The organism is Synechococcus sp. A15-24 (assembly GCF_014280195.1).
In the GTDB taxonomy this organism is placed as follows: domain Bacteria; phylum Cyanobacteriota; class Cyanobacteriia; order PCC-6307; family Cyanobiaceae; genus Parasynechococcus.
Genome location: NZ_CP047960.1, coordinates 109,711 through 124,918 on the forward strand (window position 1 = coordinate 109,711; position 15,208 = coordinate 124,918).

Annotated in this window: 13 protein-coding genes and 2 tRNA genes; 3 read left to right on the top strand and 12 right to left on the bottom strand. The window is 47.5% G+C overall.

The window, feature by feature from the left end; genetic code table 11:
• Positions 1 to 91 precede the first annotated feature (91 nt).
• From SynA1524_RS00555 to SynA1524_RS00585, 7 genes are read right to left on the bottom strand one after another with little or no spacing between them, the layout of a single operon-like run.
• Complete coding sequence (locus SynA1524_RS00555) at positions 92 to 538, bottom strand: LIC12192 family sporadic carbohydrate cluster protein (protein WP_186498501.1); 447 nt, start codon at positions 536 to 538, stop codon at positions 92 to 94.
• Positions 539 to 549: 11 nt separating this feature from the next.
• A complete protein-coding gene (locus SynA1524_RS00560) occupies positions 550 to 1,368 on the bottom strand; it encodes a sporadic carbohydrate cluster 2OG-Fe(II) oxygenase (RefSeq protein WP_186498502.1) in 819 nt (272 codons plus the stop codon).
• Positions 1,369 to 1,407: 39 nt separating this feature from the next.
• The gene (locus SynA1524_RS00565; RefSeq protein WP_186498503.1) at positions 1,408 to 2,079 is read right to left on the bottom strand and encodes a class I SAM-dependent methyltransferase; all 672 of its coding nucleotides are present in this window, start codon (positions 2,077 to 2,079) and stop codon (positions 1,408 to 1,410) included.
• A complete protein-coding gene (locus SynA1524_RS00570) occupies positions 2,072 to 2,701 on the bottom strand; it encodes an SIS domain-containing protein (protein ID WP_186498504.1) in 630 nt (209 codons plus the stop codon). Before SynA1524_RS00570 ends, SynA1524_RS00565 begins: the two co-directional genes overlap by 8 nt.
• On the bottom strand, positions 2,701 to 3,417 hold the full coding sequence (locus SynA1524_RS00575; RefSeq protein ID WP_186498505.1) for a nucleotidyltransferase family protein: 717 nt from the start codon (positions 3,415 to 3,417) through the stop codon (positions 2,701 to 2,703). Before SynA1524_RS00575 ends, SynA1524_RS00570 begins: the two co-directional genes overlap by 1 nt.
• Entirely contained in the window at positions 3,417 to 4,646 is a 1,230-nt protein-coding gene (locus SynA1524_RS00580; protein ID WP_186498506.1) for an NAD(P)/FAD-dependent oxidoreductase, read from the bottom strand. The genes SynA1524_RS00575 and SynA1524_RS00580 overlap by 1 nt, the downstream gene beginning before the upstream one ends.
• Positions 4,643 to 5,278: a D-glycero-alpha-D-manno-heptose-1,7-bisphosphate 7-phosphatase gene (locus SynA1524_RS00585; RefSeq protein ID WP_186498507.1), complete on the bottom strand. Its 636-nt coding sequence runs from the start codon at positions 5,276 to 5,278 to the stop codon at positions 4,643 to 4,645. The genes SynA1524_RS00580 and SynA1524_RS00585 overlap by 4 nt, the downstream gene beginning before the upstream one ends.
• A 169-nt stretch (positions 5,279 to 5,447) precedes the next feature.
• Between SynA1524_RS00585 and SynA1524_RS00590 the strand changes: the two genes are divergently transcribed.
• Positions 5,448 to 5,519 (top strand) — tRNA-Gly (locus tag SynA1524_RS00590).
• A 470-nt stretch (positions 5,520 to 5,989) separates the two neighbouring features.
• Here the strand turns inward: SynA1524_RS00590 and SynA1524_RS00595 are convergent.
• Positions 5,990 to 6,337, bottom strand: coding sequence for a hypothetical protein (locus tag SynA1524_RS00595; RefSeq protein ID WP_186498508.1), 348 nt, complete (start codon positions 6,335 to 6,337; stop codon positions 5,990 to 5,992).
• A 315-nt stretch (positions 6,338 to 6,652) separates the two neighbouring features.
• Between SynA1524_RS00595 and SynA1524_RS00600 the strand changes: the two genes are divergently transcribed.
• A tRNA-Gly gene (locus SynA1524_RS00600) sits at positions 6,653 to 6,724 on the top strand.
• Positions 6,725 to 7,102: 378 nt separating this feature from the next.
• On the opposite strand, the gene SynA1524_RS00605 is transcribed toward SynA1524_RS00600, so the two are convergent.
• The 4 genes from SynA1524_RS00605 to SynA1524_RS00620 are packed head-to-tail and all read right to left on the bottom strand — an operon-like array spanning position 7,103 to position 10,285.
• Positions 7,103 to 8,155 (bottom strand): tetratricopeptide repeat protein, encoded by a 1,053-nt coding sequence (locus SynA1524_RS00605; protein WP_186498509.1) that lies wholly within the window; start codon positions 8,153 to 8,155, stop codon positions 7,103 to 7,105.
• Positions 8,156 to 8,157: 2 nt separating this feature from the next.
• Positions 8,158 to 9,405 carry a glycosyltransferase gene (locus SynA1524_RS00610; protein WP_186498510.1) on the bottom strand — a complete coding sequence of 416 codons (1,248 nt, stop codon included), beginning with the start codon at positions 9,403 to 9,405 and terminating at the stop codon, positions 8,158 to 8,160.
• A 2-nt stretch (positions 9,406 to 9,407) separates the two neighbouring features.
• On the bottom strand, positions 9,408 to 9,650 hold the full coding sequence (locus SynA1524_RS00615; RefSeq protein WP_186498511.1) for a hypothetical protein: 243 nt from the start codon (positions 9,648 to 9,650) through the stop codon (positions 9,408 to 9,410).
• Between the two features lie 41 nt (positions 9,651 to 9,691).
• Entirely contained in the window at positions 9,692 to 10,285 is a 594-nt protein-coding gene (locus SynA1524_RS00620; RefSeq protein ID WP_186498512.1) for a hypothetical protein, read from the bottom strand.
• Between the two features lie 449 nt (positions 10,286 to 10,734).
• On the opposite strand from SynA1524_RS00620, the gene SynA1524_RS00625 reads away from it, so the two are divergent.
• Positions 10,735 to 15,189 carry a beta strand repeat-containing protein gene (locus SynA1524_RS00625; RefSeq protein WP_186498513.1) on the top strand — a complete coding sequence of 1,485 codons (4,455 nt, stop codon included), beginning with the start codon at positions 10,735 to 10,737 and terminating at the stop codon, positions 15,187 to 15,189.
• Positions 15,190 to 15,208 lie beyond the last annotated feature (19 nt).

The window sequence follows — 15,208 nt, forward strand, 5'->3', positions numbered from 1 at the left end:
GCGTCTCGTGGCTGTAAGTAAGCATTGAAAACTTATTTTCTTGATTGATTGTGACTACATAATTACTGAGCTCGAAACACTAAAAGGAACGCTAAATGTTATCACCGCTTTGTTGTAGAAGTTTTGTGAGGCAGTTGAGATGTACCTCATAATCAATCTCATTCAAAATTAATAAATTTGATTTAATAAGTGTTTCAAATTGGGTGAAAGTATCGTTTGTCTCGCCTGAACGTATCTGTTCAACTGCAAAATGTAGTATGATCTTATTTTTGATACAGTATTTATATACTTTTTCTCTGACGGCCTCTTTTTCTGGAAGCTGCCAGATGCTATAAAAAACTATATGTTGAAAGCCTTCTTTAAGTGCGGCCCATAGCTGGCAGTCGGTGCTACCGTTAATCCAGTATTCGGCACGTGAGAGCACAAATTTTAAGTTGTTTGCATCGCAATATGTCTTGACGATTTGATTTTGAATGTGCTGTGGAACTCTATGTCCGTTGAATTCGCCGCTGGCGATGTAGCCTCTTGCAGGATTCATGTCAGTGAGAATTATATCCAGTTGTCTGGGTGGCTATAATTCATACCTAATCTTGTGCAATTTTTGACAGTGATTGGCATAAAATACTCACCTAGTTTTTTATCCCAGTACGGAGTATGTAATCCTTTGAATCGGCAATTAATTGACCAGTGTGTATCTCGCTCTTCATTCAAGGAATATCCATGAGGGAGGGATTGGTCGAAAGCCAGGATTTCTCCATACTCAATCGGGATCCAAGTTAAGTCGTCGCGAAGTTCATTAAACAGTTCATCCGATGTGAGTCTTAATAGTTCCTTGGAGTCATTAAGCCTGCGTTTGTAATTATCTCTCTTTAATATGTACAAGCACATTGAATTTGTGCAGTTTACAAGTGGAATCCAAATATTGAGTTCAAATGGGGATACTCCATTCCATGTGTCTGCATGTATTGGAAGGACATCGTTCCGATTCTGAGGTAAATTAATTGAGAGTCCTGGCCTTTTCTGCATGGCCAACTCATTTCCGCAGAGCGAATGAATAATATTTTTGGCAGTATTGTAATAATTTCTATGAAAGCTTGTATTCCGATATAACTTTTTCATGATATGAAGCCGTAGATTGTTGCTTTGATCGTGAGATATTGAATAATGAGCGTTTTCAAGCTTTTGGACATCCTTTCTAGTAATACTGGGAAATTCGTAAAATGCTCTCTCTATATCATGCTTGATTAATTCCAAGTACTGGAAGTCTGCTTTTTCTATTATGTAGCCTTCTTTGTTGTATGCATGACTTGCAGTCAATTCTTGGTTGTCTCTAAAGTCCCATGAGCTTTCGGCGTTCATTGCTGGCATGGATATCGACCATGGTTATCATAGGTGATTGAGAGGGCTCTATTCAAAATAGATATAAGAGTAATCACCGTTGTAGTTTGTATGCTTGAACCACCACTGCCACTCTTCAGGGGTGTTGAACGCTTCGCATGTCACCTGCCAGTACAGAAGATTTGCTTTTTCTTGTTCATTTCGATAGCTTTCAAGGCATAGATATTTGTGTTGTTTTCCAACACGCTCCATTTCTCTAAGGGCGAGATCAAGGTCGTAGGCATGTAGATTATGCAATGTTGTAATGGAAATGACTAGGTCGAAAGTGTTGTCTCTCCACGGAAGGCTGATGGCATTGCCAATTTGTAGTCGGTCGCGAATTTCTGGTTTGGAATTTGCGATCGCATAATCTGAAATATCGATGCCATAGATTTCTGCATCAGGTATCACTTTTAGAAAGTCATAGAGAAGAAAGCCTTTGCCACATCCAATATCCAGGATTTTAGGTTTCGTAGGCAGGGGATAGTGCTCAGCCATGGCGCGAGCAACTTTTTCCCAACGCCCTTTGAGGTAGTGATAACCCCCATAGCAAATTCGTCGGTCGCCATCCCAATAATCTTCGGAAAACTTCTTGGCTTGCTCAGCAGCCTTTGCTTTGGGGTATTCAGGGTCATTGACGCGTGCCAAGTAATCGCGTGGTGTGCTTTTATGAAGCACACTCATGAAGTCGACTTCAGCCATTGCTTAAGGGTTGGATCTGATCGGGTTTGTGAGAGTTGAGCCACTGCATGCATAAGTGGCCGACCATAAGTTGTGTATCTTCGGCGATTTGCATATCGTTAATTTCGAAATGAATTGTAGTTTTGGCTAGTTCCTTGCACTTGCCCCCTGTGAAGGCTAGAACTGCAAATGTTTGCATGCCAATTCTATTGGCGGCATCAAGTGCTCTGATTATGTTTGGCGAGTTGCCACTGCCGGAGAGAGCAATCAATAGATCTTCTTTTTTGCCCTTTACTTCAAGCTGGTGGGAATAGATGTTTTCATAGCCGGTGTCATTGGCAAGGCAAGTAATTACACCTGCATTGGCAGGTAATGCTTCTATTCGTAGTCCAGGTAGTGTTTTGCCTGGTCCGCAGGCTCCAATGCCGTAATGAAGATCATTGGCAATATGAATTGCGTTTGCCGCGCTGCCGCCATTGCCGCAGATATAGACGTTTCGACCGTCAATCCAGGCTTGACGTAACTCGTCGGCGAGATGTTCTGCGGCTTCTAAATTTATTTTGTTGAAGCAACCCTGTAAGCGATCTATATAGGTAAATGCACTGTTTATGAAAGTGCTGGTTGTCAGTGAAGAGGCTGTCATCACTTATGCCTCATTAGTTTTTGTGCTGAAGTTAGTGCCTCTGGAGTTCCGATGTCCAGATATGCATCGTGGGTATGCCACGTCTGGATTCGCCCAAGTAACTTGGGTATCACCTCAGTGCTGAAGTCGCTTGGTCTTTGATTCATCAAACTGAGGTGGTCAAGGAAGTCTTGCTCGAATGCGTAAAGAGCTCCGTTAGCTCTGTTTCCAGGTGGGTTGGCAATTTTCTCATGAAAGGCCTGTACAACCTGCTGATCGTCAATCTCAACGATTCCACAGCTTTCTGGAGTATCGGTATGAAAAGTCAGCATCGTCAGTTGGCAGCAAGGCTGGCGCTCCCTGTGGGCAGTCAAGAAACCGTCCAGCCCTCCTGCCATGGCGTTGTCAGCATGAATAAGCAACCCTGTTGCACCTCTGAAAAAGTCCTGGTTGGAGATCAGGGTGCCGGCGGTACCCAACAATTCAGGCTCGTGAGCGGCCTTAACGCTCATTGTGGAACTCTTCCAGCTTTGTAGGAAAGCCTCCACTTGGTCAGCTAGGTAATGGGTGTTGATCAGCACCGCCTCACAACCTGCCAGCTCAAGCTGTCTGAGCCAACGGCCCAGCAATGCTTCCCCTCCAATATTCACCAAGCATTTTGGTGTGTGCAAGGTGATCGGCCGCAGCCGCGTCCCAAGGCCTGCGGCTAGGAGTAGGGCGCGGAAAGTTTGTGTCATTACAGGTTCAATTGAGGTAGAGCTTGATCAACGATCAAATCTGCCAAGGCAAAGCTTGCGGTAAAGGCAGGTGAGATCGCGTTGAGTACGTGAGTGCTGCATGGTCCGTTTAGACAAAGAAAGTCGTCTTCTAATCGTTCAGTTGTTCGATTGAACAGTTGAGATCGAATTCCTACTTTTTGGCTGAGTTCGATGTGTTCAGGCTTTACGGCGGGGATTAACTCTTGGGCAGCTCGAACCAGCAAGGGTGGCAGAGCCAAAACGGCCTGTTCGTGTACGTAGCGACGGAATCCGCCACGGTTGGTCAGATATTGGCGAGCAAGAACTGCAATATTTGCTGCTGCCATGCCCGGTTCGATGGCTTTAAGGCCTCGGTAATTCTCCCTGCCAAAAGCCAGCGTGGCTGTAGGACCAATACTCACCACTGGTGTTTCATCGGCACTGGGGGTGAAATGAACTCCCAGGAAGGGAACGCTTAGATCGGGCACCGGATAGAGATTAGTTCGTGGCTGGAATGGACAATTGTCTTTGAGTTGCCAGTAAAGCCCTTTGAAGGGTAACAAGTTGTACTGATTCCCCATTCCAAACGATCTGGCCACTCGATCTGCCTGCAGCCCTGTGCAGTTGAACAAATAGCCATAGCTCAGTGCTGATCCATCGGAGAGAATCAACTGCTGCTGCGTGGGCCTTGCTTTGAAGTCGTGTTGGCTTTGGTACATCTTTACCCCTTGATCGGCGAGATCTTGACGGAGACGACGCACCACGCTGAGGGGTTTTACAACAGCTGTGTTTGGGCTCCACAGAGCCCGACCGCTGGCAGTTCGGGCTTCTGGTATCTTCTCTCGCAGTTGATTGGCGTCCCACAACTCCACTTCGGCACCATTCTCCCTGCCGCGTTCGGCGAGCACATCGAGCTGGGCGTCCAGCTCAGCTCGCGGTGGCACGATTACTTTCCCGCAGGGGTTGAGGGGTAAGCCACGCTCTTCGACCCAAGAGCGGAGCCGCCGAGCACCTTCAACGCAGACTTTGGCTTTGAGTGAACCTGGCTTGTAATACAGCCCTGCATGCAGAACGCCGCTGTTGCGACCAGAGCTGTGAAGGCCCAGCTCCGGCTCTTTATCCAGAATGGTGATATCAGTTGTGATGTCTCTCTCGAGAAGCTGATGGGCGACTGATAGTCCCACCATCCCCCCTCCAAGGATCAAAACATCGCAGCTGTGTTCGCTCATGTGTCCTGGCTCAGTAGCGAGGTGGGAAAGGCAAGCAAGGAGTCCAAGAACCAAACTTCAGTTTTGAGATTCTGACTGAAGCCTGTTTGCTGCCGTTTTGCCCACGCCTTGATCGGACCCCGCTCGTTCTGCCCATGCCCAGTCAGCACATGGATCAGACCCCGTATGTCTGCGCGAGCCCCAGCTTCCATATCTGACAAACGGTCTCCGACAAGAAGCGATTTTTTGAGATTTAGGTTGAGGTCTCGACTGGCGTCCAGCAGCATAGCTGGGCTGGGTTTGCGCCAGCTTCCTGCTAATGCTTCAGGTCCGTGTCCGTTGGCATAGATCCCCGCCAGGGGGGCCGATTTTCCTAAGAGAGATAGAAGCTGATCGGTTACTCGTTCGTAGTCAGACCAATCAAAGTAACCTCTGGCGATTCCAGACTGGTTGGTGATCAGCACGACAGCCCAGTTCTTTTGGTTTGCGGCTTTGACGAGTTCTTTGCTGCCAGGGCACAGGGTCACCTCAGTTGGATCACAGAGGTAATGCCTATCTTCGATGAGCACCCCATCCCGATCGAGAAACAAAGCTGGTGTTGAGATTGGGTACGGAGCTCGAAGCAACCTCCGTCGTTCATTGGTATCCGACATGGTCAACGTCCCATCTTCTAAGGATCATGTCTGTTTCTGAAGCCCCAGCCGCGTCCAGCTTGCGGTTTTGCTGCCTTTCCTGAAGTACTTCATCTTTTGCTCTTGACCTAGGGTCCCTCTGTGCTCCATGCTCTACAAGTCGTAAGGGATACATCCCGCCGACCGACCTGCGGATGTAGCTCAGTGGTAGAGCATCTCCTTGCCAAGGAGAGGGTCGAGAGTTCGAATCTCTTCATCCGCTTCACCTGAATTGTTGATGTAACGCCGTTTGATTTGACATTATCTCGTTGAACCAAAGTGGCTAGTGGGCCTGGAGCTGCGCCCGTCTTGGCTACGCCCGTTACGCCTGGCAAGTAGTGCTGGATCTAGGCAGCGCTTCAACAACACGCCGGCCCGGGAATGGGCCCAAGAGGGTTGCCGGCACCCACTGCATACCCACGGACCTGTGGATACCGTCGCTGGTGGTCCGCCCGAAGGCCCACCTGGCACTTGTTGCAACAGAGGCTCAGTACCTGGTTTCTGCCACTGAGCTTGCGCATTTGCAGGCAGCGGGCGGGCCGCAGGTCTGGTTTCTCGTTCAACCAGCGCAGCCCCATGGGCTCTGGGACTTAGCCACTCTGCCGTGCCTGCTGCTTGAACGGCTTGTCACCCACACGGTAGATGGTGATGCCTGGTGTGCTCTAAGCCCAGTTCGTGGCTGACGCTGCGGTTTCAGTGCAGATACTTTTCAGCTGCGCCGGAGTTGGCTGTAGCGTCAAGGGTTCTGGCTGTGCGCCCATGCAGGCGCAGGCAATCGGGTCCACTATTGCTCTCGCTGTTAGCCAAGGCACCCAGGCCATCGAGGATTAATCGTTCATCCAGGCTGAAGAGCTTGAAACACACCAAGCATTGCTTGAGCAAGCCCGTCCCTTCCATCTCGTGAATCACCCAATCCAGGGGCCAGGTGGAGTTCATGGCGCTGTCACCACCAAGGGCAAGGCTTTTCTTCTGAGTGCTGCGATCGGTGAATGGAAACGGAACCCGAACCAGTGAAAGCGTTGGGTAAAACTCAGGTTTCACAGCTCAGCGAAGGTTTCATCGTTGGCTGCGCTGGCCCAGTCCTGAAGGCTGGCCTCAAGCCCATGCAGGTTTTTGAGATCAAGCGGAGAAACACCCTTCACCAGTGCTATGCCGTTATCTACTCCCCAGGACAGGCGATCGTCCTGTCGCTATGCCCGTGCGATGTCGATTGCCATGAAGACTGCTCAAAGTCGTTACCTGCTTATGCATGCAGAGGATCAGCCGCACCTTTTGCTGGCCTGATCGGATTGACCAAAGGCCCCCTAGTGATGCATGCTCATCTAGTCGTGCGGGATACATCCCTCCGACCGACCCGCGGATGTAGCTCAGTGGTAGAGCATCTCCTTGCCAAGGAGAGGGCCGAGAGTTCGAATCTCTTCATCCGCTTAAATACCACAAGCATTCTTTGAGTTATGTTTGTCTGAATTAATCAGAAGGATGAATTTTGTTGTCATTCATAAATATTTAGTCGTGCAATTTATTTACTCTGCTTATTTACTCTGCTGCTTTTGATTGACTTAGTGTGCTTAATGTTTCTGACAAATTAATTGCATAAGATGGTGAATGCTGATTAATTCTGTCAGCTTTTTGTGAATTTGTCTACCAGTCCTTAGTGCGCAAGTCTTTGTAGAGTGCTTTAAATGGCTGCAAATTCGATTTTGGAAATAGATATCAAGTAGCTAGCTTATTTGGATAATATAGAACTGCAAATCTCAATAAATTATAATTATAGGTTCTTTCCATCTTGGCAAGAAATGTATATTGTTATTGGTTTAAATGCGTAAATTGATTAATTTTGATTGACGGATACCAGTGAGGATGAGAACCTTTCCAGCGCCAATCATAGACATCGCCAAGGTGTAACTGTACTGGTATTCCACTACCAGCCGCTAAATGTGCGACAGCAGTATCGACACTATGGACAATTTTGCATGTGCTTATTCTATAAAGAGTGTCGATCCAATTTAATGTAGGCGGATTTAAATTGTATTTTTTGTGTTCCGCCTGTTCATTTGCTTGTAGGCTTAAATATTTTTCTCTCTCATTCCCTTCGGAAATTTTTGCGTCGTTGATTAGATTATTAAGAGATTTGCTTTTATATTTAAACATTGTCTTATCATTGGAATTGCTTTCCCAGCATAGTCCAATTTTTTTTTGCATAAGTGAAGGCAGATTCCAGGTCAATTCAGCAAATTCTTTCCCCCAAGTTGTTTCCGGATCGACGACCCCAATTAAACTCATAAGAGGAATATGTTGACTTTGTTTATGCAGAGGCATTATTGAATCCCGATCCACTATCCCATCAATTTCCCAGCAAAGGTGCTCTCTAAAAATATTAAGTTGGCTTTTATCAACAGCAAAGATTACTTTTTCTCCCCTTTGCTTTAATAACTTTGTGTAGCGTACAAACTGGAAAGCATCGCCTATACCCACGTCATTCCAAATGATTAAAGGTTTTCCATTGAGTGCATCACCTCGCCATTGATTTTTTTCAAAATCTTCCCCTTTAAACCTTTTTCCATGGTGACGCCACCCTAGTTCCCATTCCCCTCTCCATAAATGGACAAAACCAAGGTTTTTATACGCAGCTCTTTTTGTTTTAATGTCGCTAGACTTTAATGCGCGCCTATAACAGCGTTCTGCCTTATAATCTAATCCTGATTGCATAAAAGCTAGGCCTAGATTCACTAATATTCCAACCTCGTCAGCCCAGTTCAAATAACTGTCTTTAAGTAAACTTATTGCATTAGTGAGATCGCCGTCTTCGAATGACTTTAATCCTGCTGAGTTTAGCTTTGCAGCTAGTTCGTGGTTCATGACTAGTTGATTTCAAGTGATTCACCTGTAATTTCGTTGATAACATTCAACTGCTTGGATAAACATGTCTTTAAATCGTATTTAGATTCAATTATTTTTTGCCTTGCAGCTTTCTTCAAAAAGTGTCGATGTTCACTATTTCTGATTAATTCATCGACTCTCGCCGCCATTCCATCTATATCAAAGAAATCTACTAAGATACCATTTGATCCAGATGCAATAGCTTCTTTTACAGGATCGGTGTTGCTAGCTACGACACAACATCCTGTACTTAAGGATTCAAATAGGCTCCAGCTTGCTATAAATGGAATGGTCCAATAAATATGAACCCAGCTAAACTGCAAAACACTTAGGTAATCTTCATAGCTTAGAGGAGGTAAAAAGTGAAGACGCTTTTCGTCATAATTAAATGTCTCGAAGGCCCATTGCCTCCATGTTTTTCCATCCGCTCGCTTACTGCCATAGGCGACTTCGTCCGAGCCAACTAAAAGAACATTAACTTGAGGATTGCGCTGCATTAACAAACTGATTCCCTCAGCAACCTTTGGCCAACCTCTGTATGGCTCAAAACCTCTGGTTGTATAAGTCACTAAAGGTATATCCGCGTCTATTTTCACCCCGTTTATGGTTATTCCCATGCCTAAGTCATCGGTTTTCAACGGTTTAAATAGATCAACGTCGACACCATCAAAGATTACGTCAAAAAATTGATGATGTTTTTTTGGAAATTGCTTTTGTTGCCAGTATGTGGGTACAATAGCCCTGTCACACATTGCAAGATCCATCAAGATTGGTGCATTGTATGTGTGGATTCGGCATGCCATATCTGGGCTTGTTTTCTCTAATTTGCCAAAACCCACGTCTGATCCCTGGCTTTTGTAAAACCACTCAAAGTAACCTAAGAACTTTGCGTTTGGCCACAACTCCTTTAGATACAGCGTTGATCCAAAGCCAGAATGTCCAATGATTAAATCTGGTATGAAACCATCTTCATTTAACCGCATGGCAGCTCTTAAGCATCCTTGGCCTGTAAGAACCGCTTTTTCGAATCTTTTGAGATTAGGGTGACATAATTTTTCATTACTATCTCGAGAGATAGTAAATTTGACAAGGTTGCTTGCCTTAATATCTAAATTCCATTCGCCGCCTAGGGCCAGAAACTTTATGTTGAAATCAGTATTCGCCGATAACCATTTGTACAGATGCCTGAATTGTGCAGGAAAATTATTATGTGCAAAGAGAATGTTCACGCTTAATGTGCGGCAATACTTTCGTAACGTTTGTATCCATCAATGAACCACGCTGGAAGATTTTGTTCTGGGTTGGCAATTTTAACGCTGCCTGGCTTATTGAATAAAAGCGCTGCAGCAAATCTCTGAATACCTCCCTCCTGTTTCAAGCTATTTGGCGTCGTAGTAAGCCAACTCTGTATAGTATCTCTTAAAACGACTTCATCAGAATTCAGGTTCTCATTTTGGATGCCACTCTGGGCCATAGCCCAGAATCTGTCTCCAAAATCGGCTTGAAAATGCCTCGCTAGGATTTCAGATGACGTCTCAACCCAACCATTAATCTAACGCATTCAGATCTAACTTGTTTAAGCTCGTCCGAGATTTCTTTGTCCTCTGGATCAATGTAATACAAATTTGATAATCCTAATATTCGATTTAGAAAAATACGATTATCAAAATCTATTTTTTCGTCATCAATGCTTGATACGGCATACTGTTGTGATTTTATCACCGAATCGTTTCGCTTCGAGTAAATTTCGTACAACCATTGAGGAAGTTTTGAGGCAGCATCCTCTACTTTCATTGAACCGGGAGCATATAATAGCATTAAACACAGTAAAAGTTGCTGACCTTCAGAGGATTCAACCCCAGCAACACGCAATTTTGTACTTAATTCATCTCTCAATGTCGAAAGTTTTGCATCGAGTTTACAAGTGATAGACTTATCCAGAACTATTTTATACACTCTGCCTAAAGGACTATTGATCAACGCTTCCACAAAATCCACCGGCGCTGCTTCAAGGAATTTTATAAGGTTATATTTTGATTCAAATGCTGATTCTTCGTTAAAACTGACCTGGCCACAAAGTTGCTCTAAATGATTTAGACTCCAGAACATTTGAATTGGTTGCGAATAACCCGATAGTACAACAACGCGTTAATGGTTCGTTTGTACTGCTCTATGGCATGTGGGGTTGGGCGACTTTTGAAATAGTTTTCTTTAATAAAGTCGGGGCAATGACTACAGCGGTAAATTGCTAATTTCAACGATAACTTATAAAGTTAAGGTTTCTTGACTATATGTTTTGCTTTGGGTTATACTGAAGAGTTAATGTCAGGCAATTCAAAGGCTGTGGCTGACGAGATTTTCGCGCTCCTGACGTGCCTGGACAATCGAGTCTGCTGCCCCCCGTTGGTCAGCTCCCTGGACTGGCCCTCAGTTGATTGACGAACCGGACTCTTGCCTATATCTTCCTGATGTGACCTTGTGTCCGTGTCTCCAAGCCGTAGAGGCTTGAGACTTGTTCACCAAGCCTCTTCCGGCCCCACGGCTCAACTCTCTCTTCCATGGCCTTTAACAGCACCATCACAGGATCGAGCACTGGGGATACCCTGCTCGGAACCGATTCAGACCAGTACATCGCTGGCGGATCTTCCGCCGATAGTATTTCTGTATCAATTGGATACACAGGCGTTTCAGTTCAAGCTGCTGCCGGAGACGACACCATCCGTGCTCTCGGAGCTACCTCCACACTCAAAGGTGGCAGCGGTGCTGACAGCATCTACCTGACATCAGCGCTCGACAGTTCCAATATTGCGTCTAACACTGGTAACGACTCGATTCAGCTATTCGCTACCGCTTCCAGTTCCAAAATTTGGCTGGGCTCTGGTGCTGACTCCCTCCGCGTCGCAGCCAAAGGAACTGATCTCACGATCAAGGCAGGTACTGAGGCAGATACCATTTCATTTGCCCTAGATCAAACTTCCATCTATCTGGACGGAGAAGCAGGGGACGACATTGTTCACTTCGCTGAAGGCCTGACTACTGGAACCCTTTTGGGCGGCAGTGGAGCCGACAGTCTTTATCTGGATGATCCGTCCACAAACGTCAGCTTGGGCGGTGGTGATGACGATGAAGCCGATACTTTCCATCTTGCTGACACAGCCACTTCTGTCAGCATTTCTGCGGGCAGTGGCGCCGATAGCATTTTGCTTGCAGGTGGCGTCGCAGGATCTGGTCAGGTTTTAACCGGCGCTGGCAACGATACGGTTCAGGTCACAGGCACCCTGATCTCTACTTCGCTCACTGGAAATGATGGCGATGATTTCGTCAGCATCAGCGGAAAGGCGAATTCCAGCACCCTGAAAGGTAATTCAGGTGCTGACACCATCATTATCAGCAGTGGTGGTACCGCCACGAACATTGCCACCAACATTGGCGATGACTCGATCTCTATTGGCTCCAAGCTGACCGGGTCCAAGATCTGGGGCGGAAGCGGCTCCGACACCATCACCATTGCAACACTGAGTTCTGGTGTTGTTGGTGGTCAGCAAGGCGCCGACCTTGTTGTTGCTTCAAAAATTGTTTCTTCAAATGTTCAGCTCGCTGTTTCGGATGAAGGCAGTTCACTCAAAGACACTCTTTCCGTTTCTGGATTAGTTAGTAATTCCACCATTCTTTCCAGCGATGGTGACGATTCTATTAGTCTTGGAACCCTTGCCGGTGGTACCACCACCCTTCTCGATGGAGGAGATACTCTGATTGTTGGCAGCAGCCTTGGTGGCGTTATCAACATGGGTGACGGTGCTGATTTGGTTAGTGCGGCAGGTTCCGTCAGTGCTGGCACATTGATGGGCGGTAGCGGAGCTGACAGTTTCACCTTGGGTGGCGCAGCCGCAACTTCAAGTGTTGTTGGTGGTTTTGGTGCTGACACCATCCAAATTGATGGTTCTGTTAAGTCAGCGACTATCCGTGGCGGTGATGCTGCAACACCAGGTAGTGAGCTTGATGGAAACGACACAATCACTATTAGTGGTTCCGTTTCTGCTTCCAAGATCATCACTAACGTTGGTGCCGATTCTCTGGTAATCAACTCAGCGGCTATTAATTCCACAATGTTTGGTGGAAGCGGAGATGACTCCATCAGTATCGGTTCCAACCTTTCGAAAGGTGTCCTTTACGGAAATGCCGGCGCTGACTCTCTGCTAGTCAACACCAGCTTGGCTGGTGGTGCCTCCATCATCGGTGGTTCTGCTTCTGATGATGAGGATGCAGATTCGATCTCTGTCGGCAGTATCAATTCAGGATTTATTGCTGGCGAAGGTTCCAACGACACGATTGTTGTTAACGCAGCCGCTAAGAGTGCAACCATTAAAGGTGGTAGCGGAGCTGATTCCCTTACCCTGAATGGTGCTAACACTGCCGGCAAGATTTACGGAAACGCTGGCGACGACTCCTTTAGCATCGTTGGAGTAGTAACGAGCTCCACGGTCTCTGGTGGTGACGACGACGATTCCATTGTCTTCGACAGCGCCCTTACAAAGTCCAATGTGGGCGGTGATGATGGCGATGACTTGATGTCTGTCGCTGGAACTATCACTGCAAGTTCGCTGTACGGCGGCTCCGGTGATGACAGCTTCACTTTGGGTGCGATTACTGCTGGTACTTCTGTCCTTGGTGAGGCTGGCGCAGATTCGTTCTCCATCGTCAGTGCGCTGACTTCCTCTGTTGTTGGTGGCAGCGGTAATGATTCCATCATTATTGGTGGATCTGCCTACAAGTCCTTCCTTGATTCAGGAGATGACAAGGACTTGATCAGCTTTGGCGGAACATTCACCAGTTCAACAATTTCTGCAGGTTCCGGTAACGACACCATCTCCATCGCTGCTGGTGCAGGCGGCAAGGTCACGATTAATGCTGGCGCTGGCAACGACAGCCTCGTGATCGCAAGTGGTATTTCTGGTTCGACCATCCAAGGCGCTGGCGGCAACGATCACTTCAGCATTAGTGGTGGTGTTACATCTGACAGCTTGATGGGTGGCGCTGGTAACGACAGCTTCAACTTCACCGGCTCGCAGATTTCTGCTTCCACTATCAACGTTGGTCTTGGTAAAGACTCAATCCTTGGCAGTGGTTTAGGTGACAGCTTCACCCTCACCGCTACCTCTCTGAGCGGATCAACTCAGACTGCAATTTCTTTATCGGCAACAACCTTAATAGGCGGTGCTGGGGCAGATTACATTAACGTTGCCCAGATCATTACTGCTGGTCTATTCAGTGGTGATGCTGGAGCTGACTCGATCTACTTCGCTAAGTCTGTTGTTAACACAACAGTGAGTGGCTCAAATGCTTCTGATACAGTCAGCTTGAGCGGTGCTGCAGATGATTTGGTCTTAGCGACCTTCACATCAGGCAATGTCTTCTCTGCTAGCGGTGCAGATACCATCCGCTTCAAGGGAACGGCCACCGGCGGCACAGTTGACCTTGGTGTTGGGAGTGACAGCGTTTCCATCGGTGGGGTCCTCAACTCGACTCAAATCAGCACGGATGCAGGCGAAGATTCGATCCACTTCGCTAGCGGTGGTACAAGCGTTTCAATCTTCGCTGGCTCCGGTAACGACGTCATAACGTTCGGTTCCGACGCAATTAGCAGCTCTGATTCCTTGCTCGGTGGTGTTGGTAACGACTCCTTCGACTTCGACAACAACGTCACCGTTTCCACCATGCAGGGTGGTTCGGGTAATGACACCTTCGTGTTTGCTCAAACCGTTACAGGCGCGTATGTCTCAGGTGATGCTGATAAGGATTCCATCGTCTTCACCGAAGTCGTTAACGGTGGCACTTCAGTTATGGGTGGTGCTGGTAAGGACACCATCAGCTTTGCTAACGGCGCTACCAGCATCTCGATTGCTGGTGGAAGCGGTGCAGATAAGTTGACCTTCTCTGGAGCAGCTGTTGCTGGTTCCACGGTTGACCTTGGTTCCGATTCTGATGTCTTCACCCTTTCCGTTGGTGCGAGCGGTACCACGATCATGGGTGGTGCCAACAACGACACTCTGGTGTTTAGCGGTGACCTGACAGCAAGCAGCGTGCTTGGTGGTGATGGAAATGACTCCATCTCGATTTCTTCTGAAGTCACTTCCGGCAACTCCATCGCCGGTGGATCTGGTGCTGACACGATCTTGTTCAGCGCTGGTGTAAGTCAGGCTGCTGTCTCTGGTGATGCTGGAGCTGACAGCATCTCGTTTGGTGGCATTGTTTCCAACACCACAGTGGTTGGTGCCTCTGATGCAGACACCATCATCTTCAGCTCTAACGCTGACCTCGTCTCTTACGACGGCGGTTTCGGTACAGGATCTATCGTCGGCGGCTCTGGTGCTGACACACTCGTCTTCATCAACGCAGGTGATCTGAGCGGTGGCACTATCCGAGGTGGTGCAGGCGCTGATTCCTTAGTCTTTGCTGGCAACCTTGTCTCTGGTGTGTTCGGTGGTGATGCAGGTAACGACTTCTTCACGGGATCGATCTCCGTGGGTACCAGTGGCGTCAGCTTCTGGGGTGGAACAGGAAATGATTCCTTCAACTTCACTGATCTAACAGCCGGTACCTCCTCTACTGCCTACTTCTGGAATGAGGCTGGTACCGATTCTGTCCATTTTGCTGACGGAATCAGCTTCGGTTACGACAACTTGGGAGCGAGTCAGCATGGTGGCATTGTATTCGGTATCGATACTGATGCTGCTAACAACATCAGTTTCGGCTCAGGTCAAGGTACTGCCCTCTTTGGAACTGCCGATGGTTCCTCTGGCTTCTTTATTGGAGCCAGCGGCAACACACTGGTCAGCTACGGCTTTGGCACTGCAACAGGGGTTACGATCGTCTTTGCCGGTGGCGCTCAAGCGACCCTTGCAGGTGGTGATTTCTCTTCTGCAAGTGCGACTGGTATCTTCTCCAACGCTTCTGGTGCTGGAGCTGGTACGGGTAACTTCGGTTCTGCTACTGCAATTCCGACCTTCAGCTGATCACTTATCGATTCGTTCT

What these genes read in the sequence shown, in the direction of transcription:
- SynA1524_RS00575 (WP_186498505.1), bottom strand. Translation starts at nt 3,417, where the DNA reads ATGACACAAACTTTCCGCGCCCTACTCCTAGCCGCAGGCCTTGGGACG.
- SynA1524_RS00605 (WP_186498509.1), bottom strand. Translation starts at nt 8,155, where the DNA reads ATGAACCACGAACTAGCTGCAAAGCTAAACTCAGCAGGATTAAAGTCA.
- SynA1524_RS00580 (WP_186498506.1), bottom strand. Translation starts at nt 4,646, where the DNA reads ATGAGCGAACACAGCTGCGATGTTTTGATCCTTGGAGGGGGGATGGTG.
- SynA1524_RS00625 (WP_186498513.1), top strand. Translation starts at nt 10,735, where the DNA reads ATGGCCTTTAACAGCACCATCACAGGATCGAGCACTGGGGATACCCTG.
- SynA1524_RS00585 (WP_186498507.1), bottom strand. Translation starts at nt 5,278, where the DNA reads ATGTCGGATACCAATGAACGACGGAGGTTGCTTCGAGCTCCGTACCCA.
- SynA1524_RS00565 (WP_186498503.1), bottom strand. Translation starts at nt 2,079, where the DNA reads ATGGCTGAAGTCGACTTCATGAGTGTGCTTCATAAAAGCACACCACGC.
- SynA1524_RS00570 (WP_186498504.1), bottom strand. Translation starts at nt 2,701, where the DNA reads ATGACAGCCTCTTCACTGACAACCAGCACTTTCATAAACAGTGCATTT.
- SynA1524_RS00615 (WP_186498511.1), bottom strand. Translation starts at nt 9,650, where the DNA reads ATGGCCCAGAGTGGCATCCAAAATGAGAACCTGAATTCTGATGAAGTC.
- SynA1524_RS00620 (WP_186498512.1), bottom strand. Translation starts at nt 10,285, where the DNA reads ATGTTCTGGAGTCTAAATCATTTAGAGCAACTTTGTGGCCAGGTCAGT.
- SynA1524_RS00560 (WP_186498502.1), bottom strand. Translation starts at nt 1,368, where the DNA reads ATGCCAGCAATGAACGCCGAAAGCTCATGGGACTTTAGAGACAACCAA.
- SynA1524_RS00555 (WP_186498501.1), bottom strand. Translation starts at nt 538, where the DNA reads ATGAATCCTGCAAGAGGCTACATCGCCAGCGGCGAATTCAACGGACAT.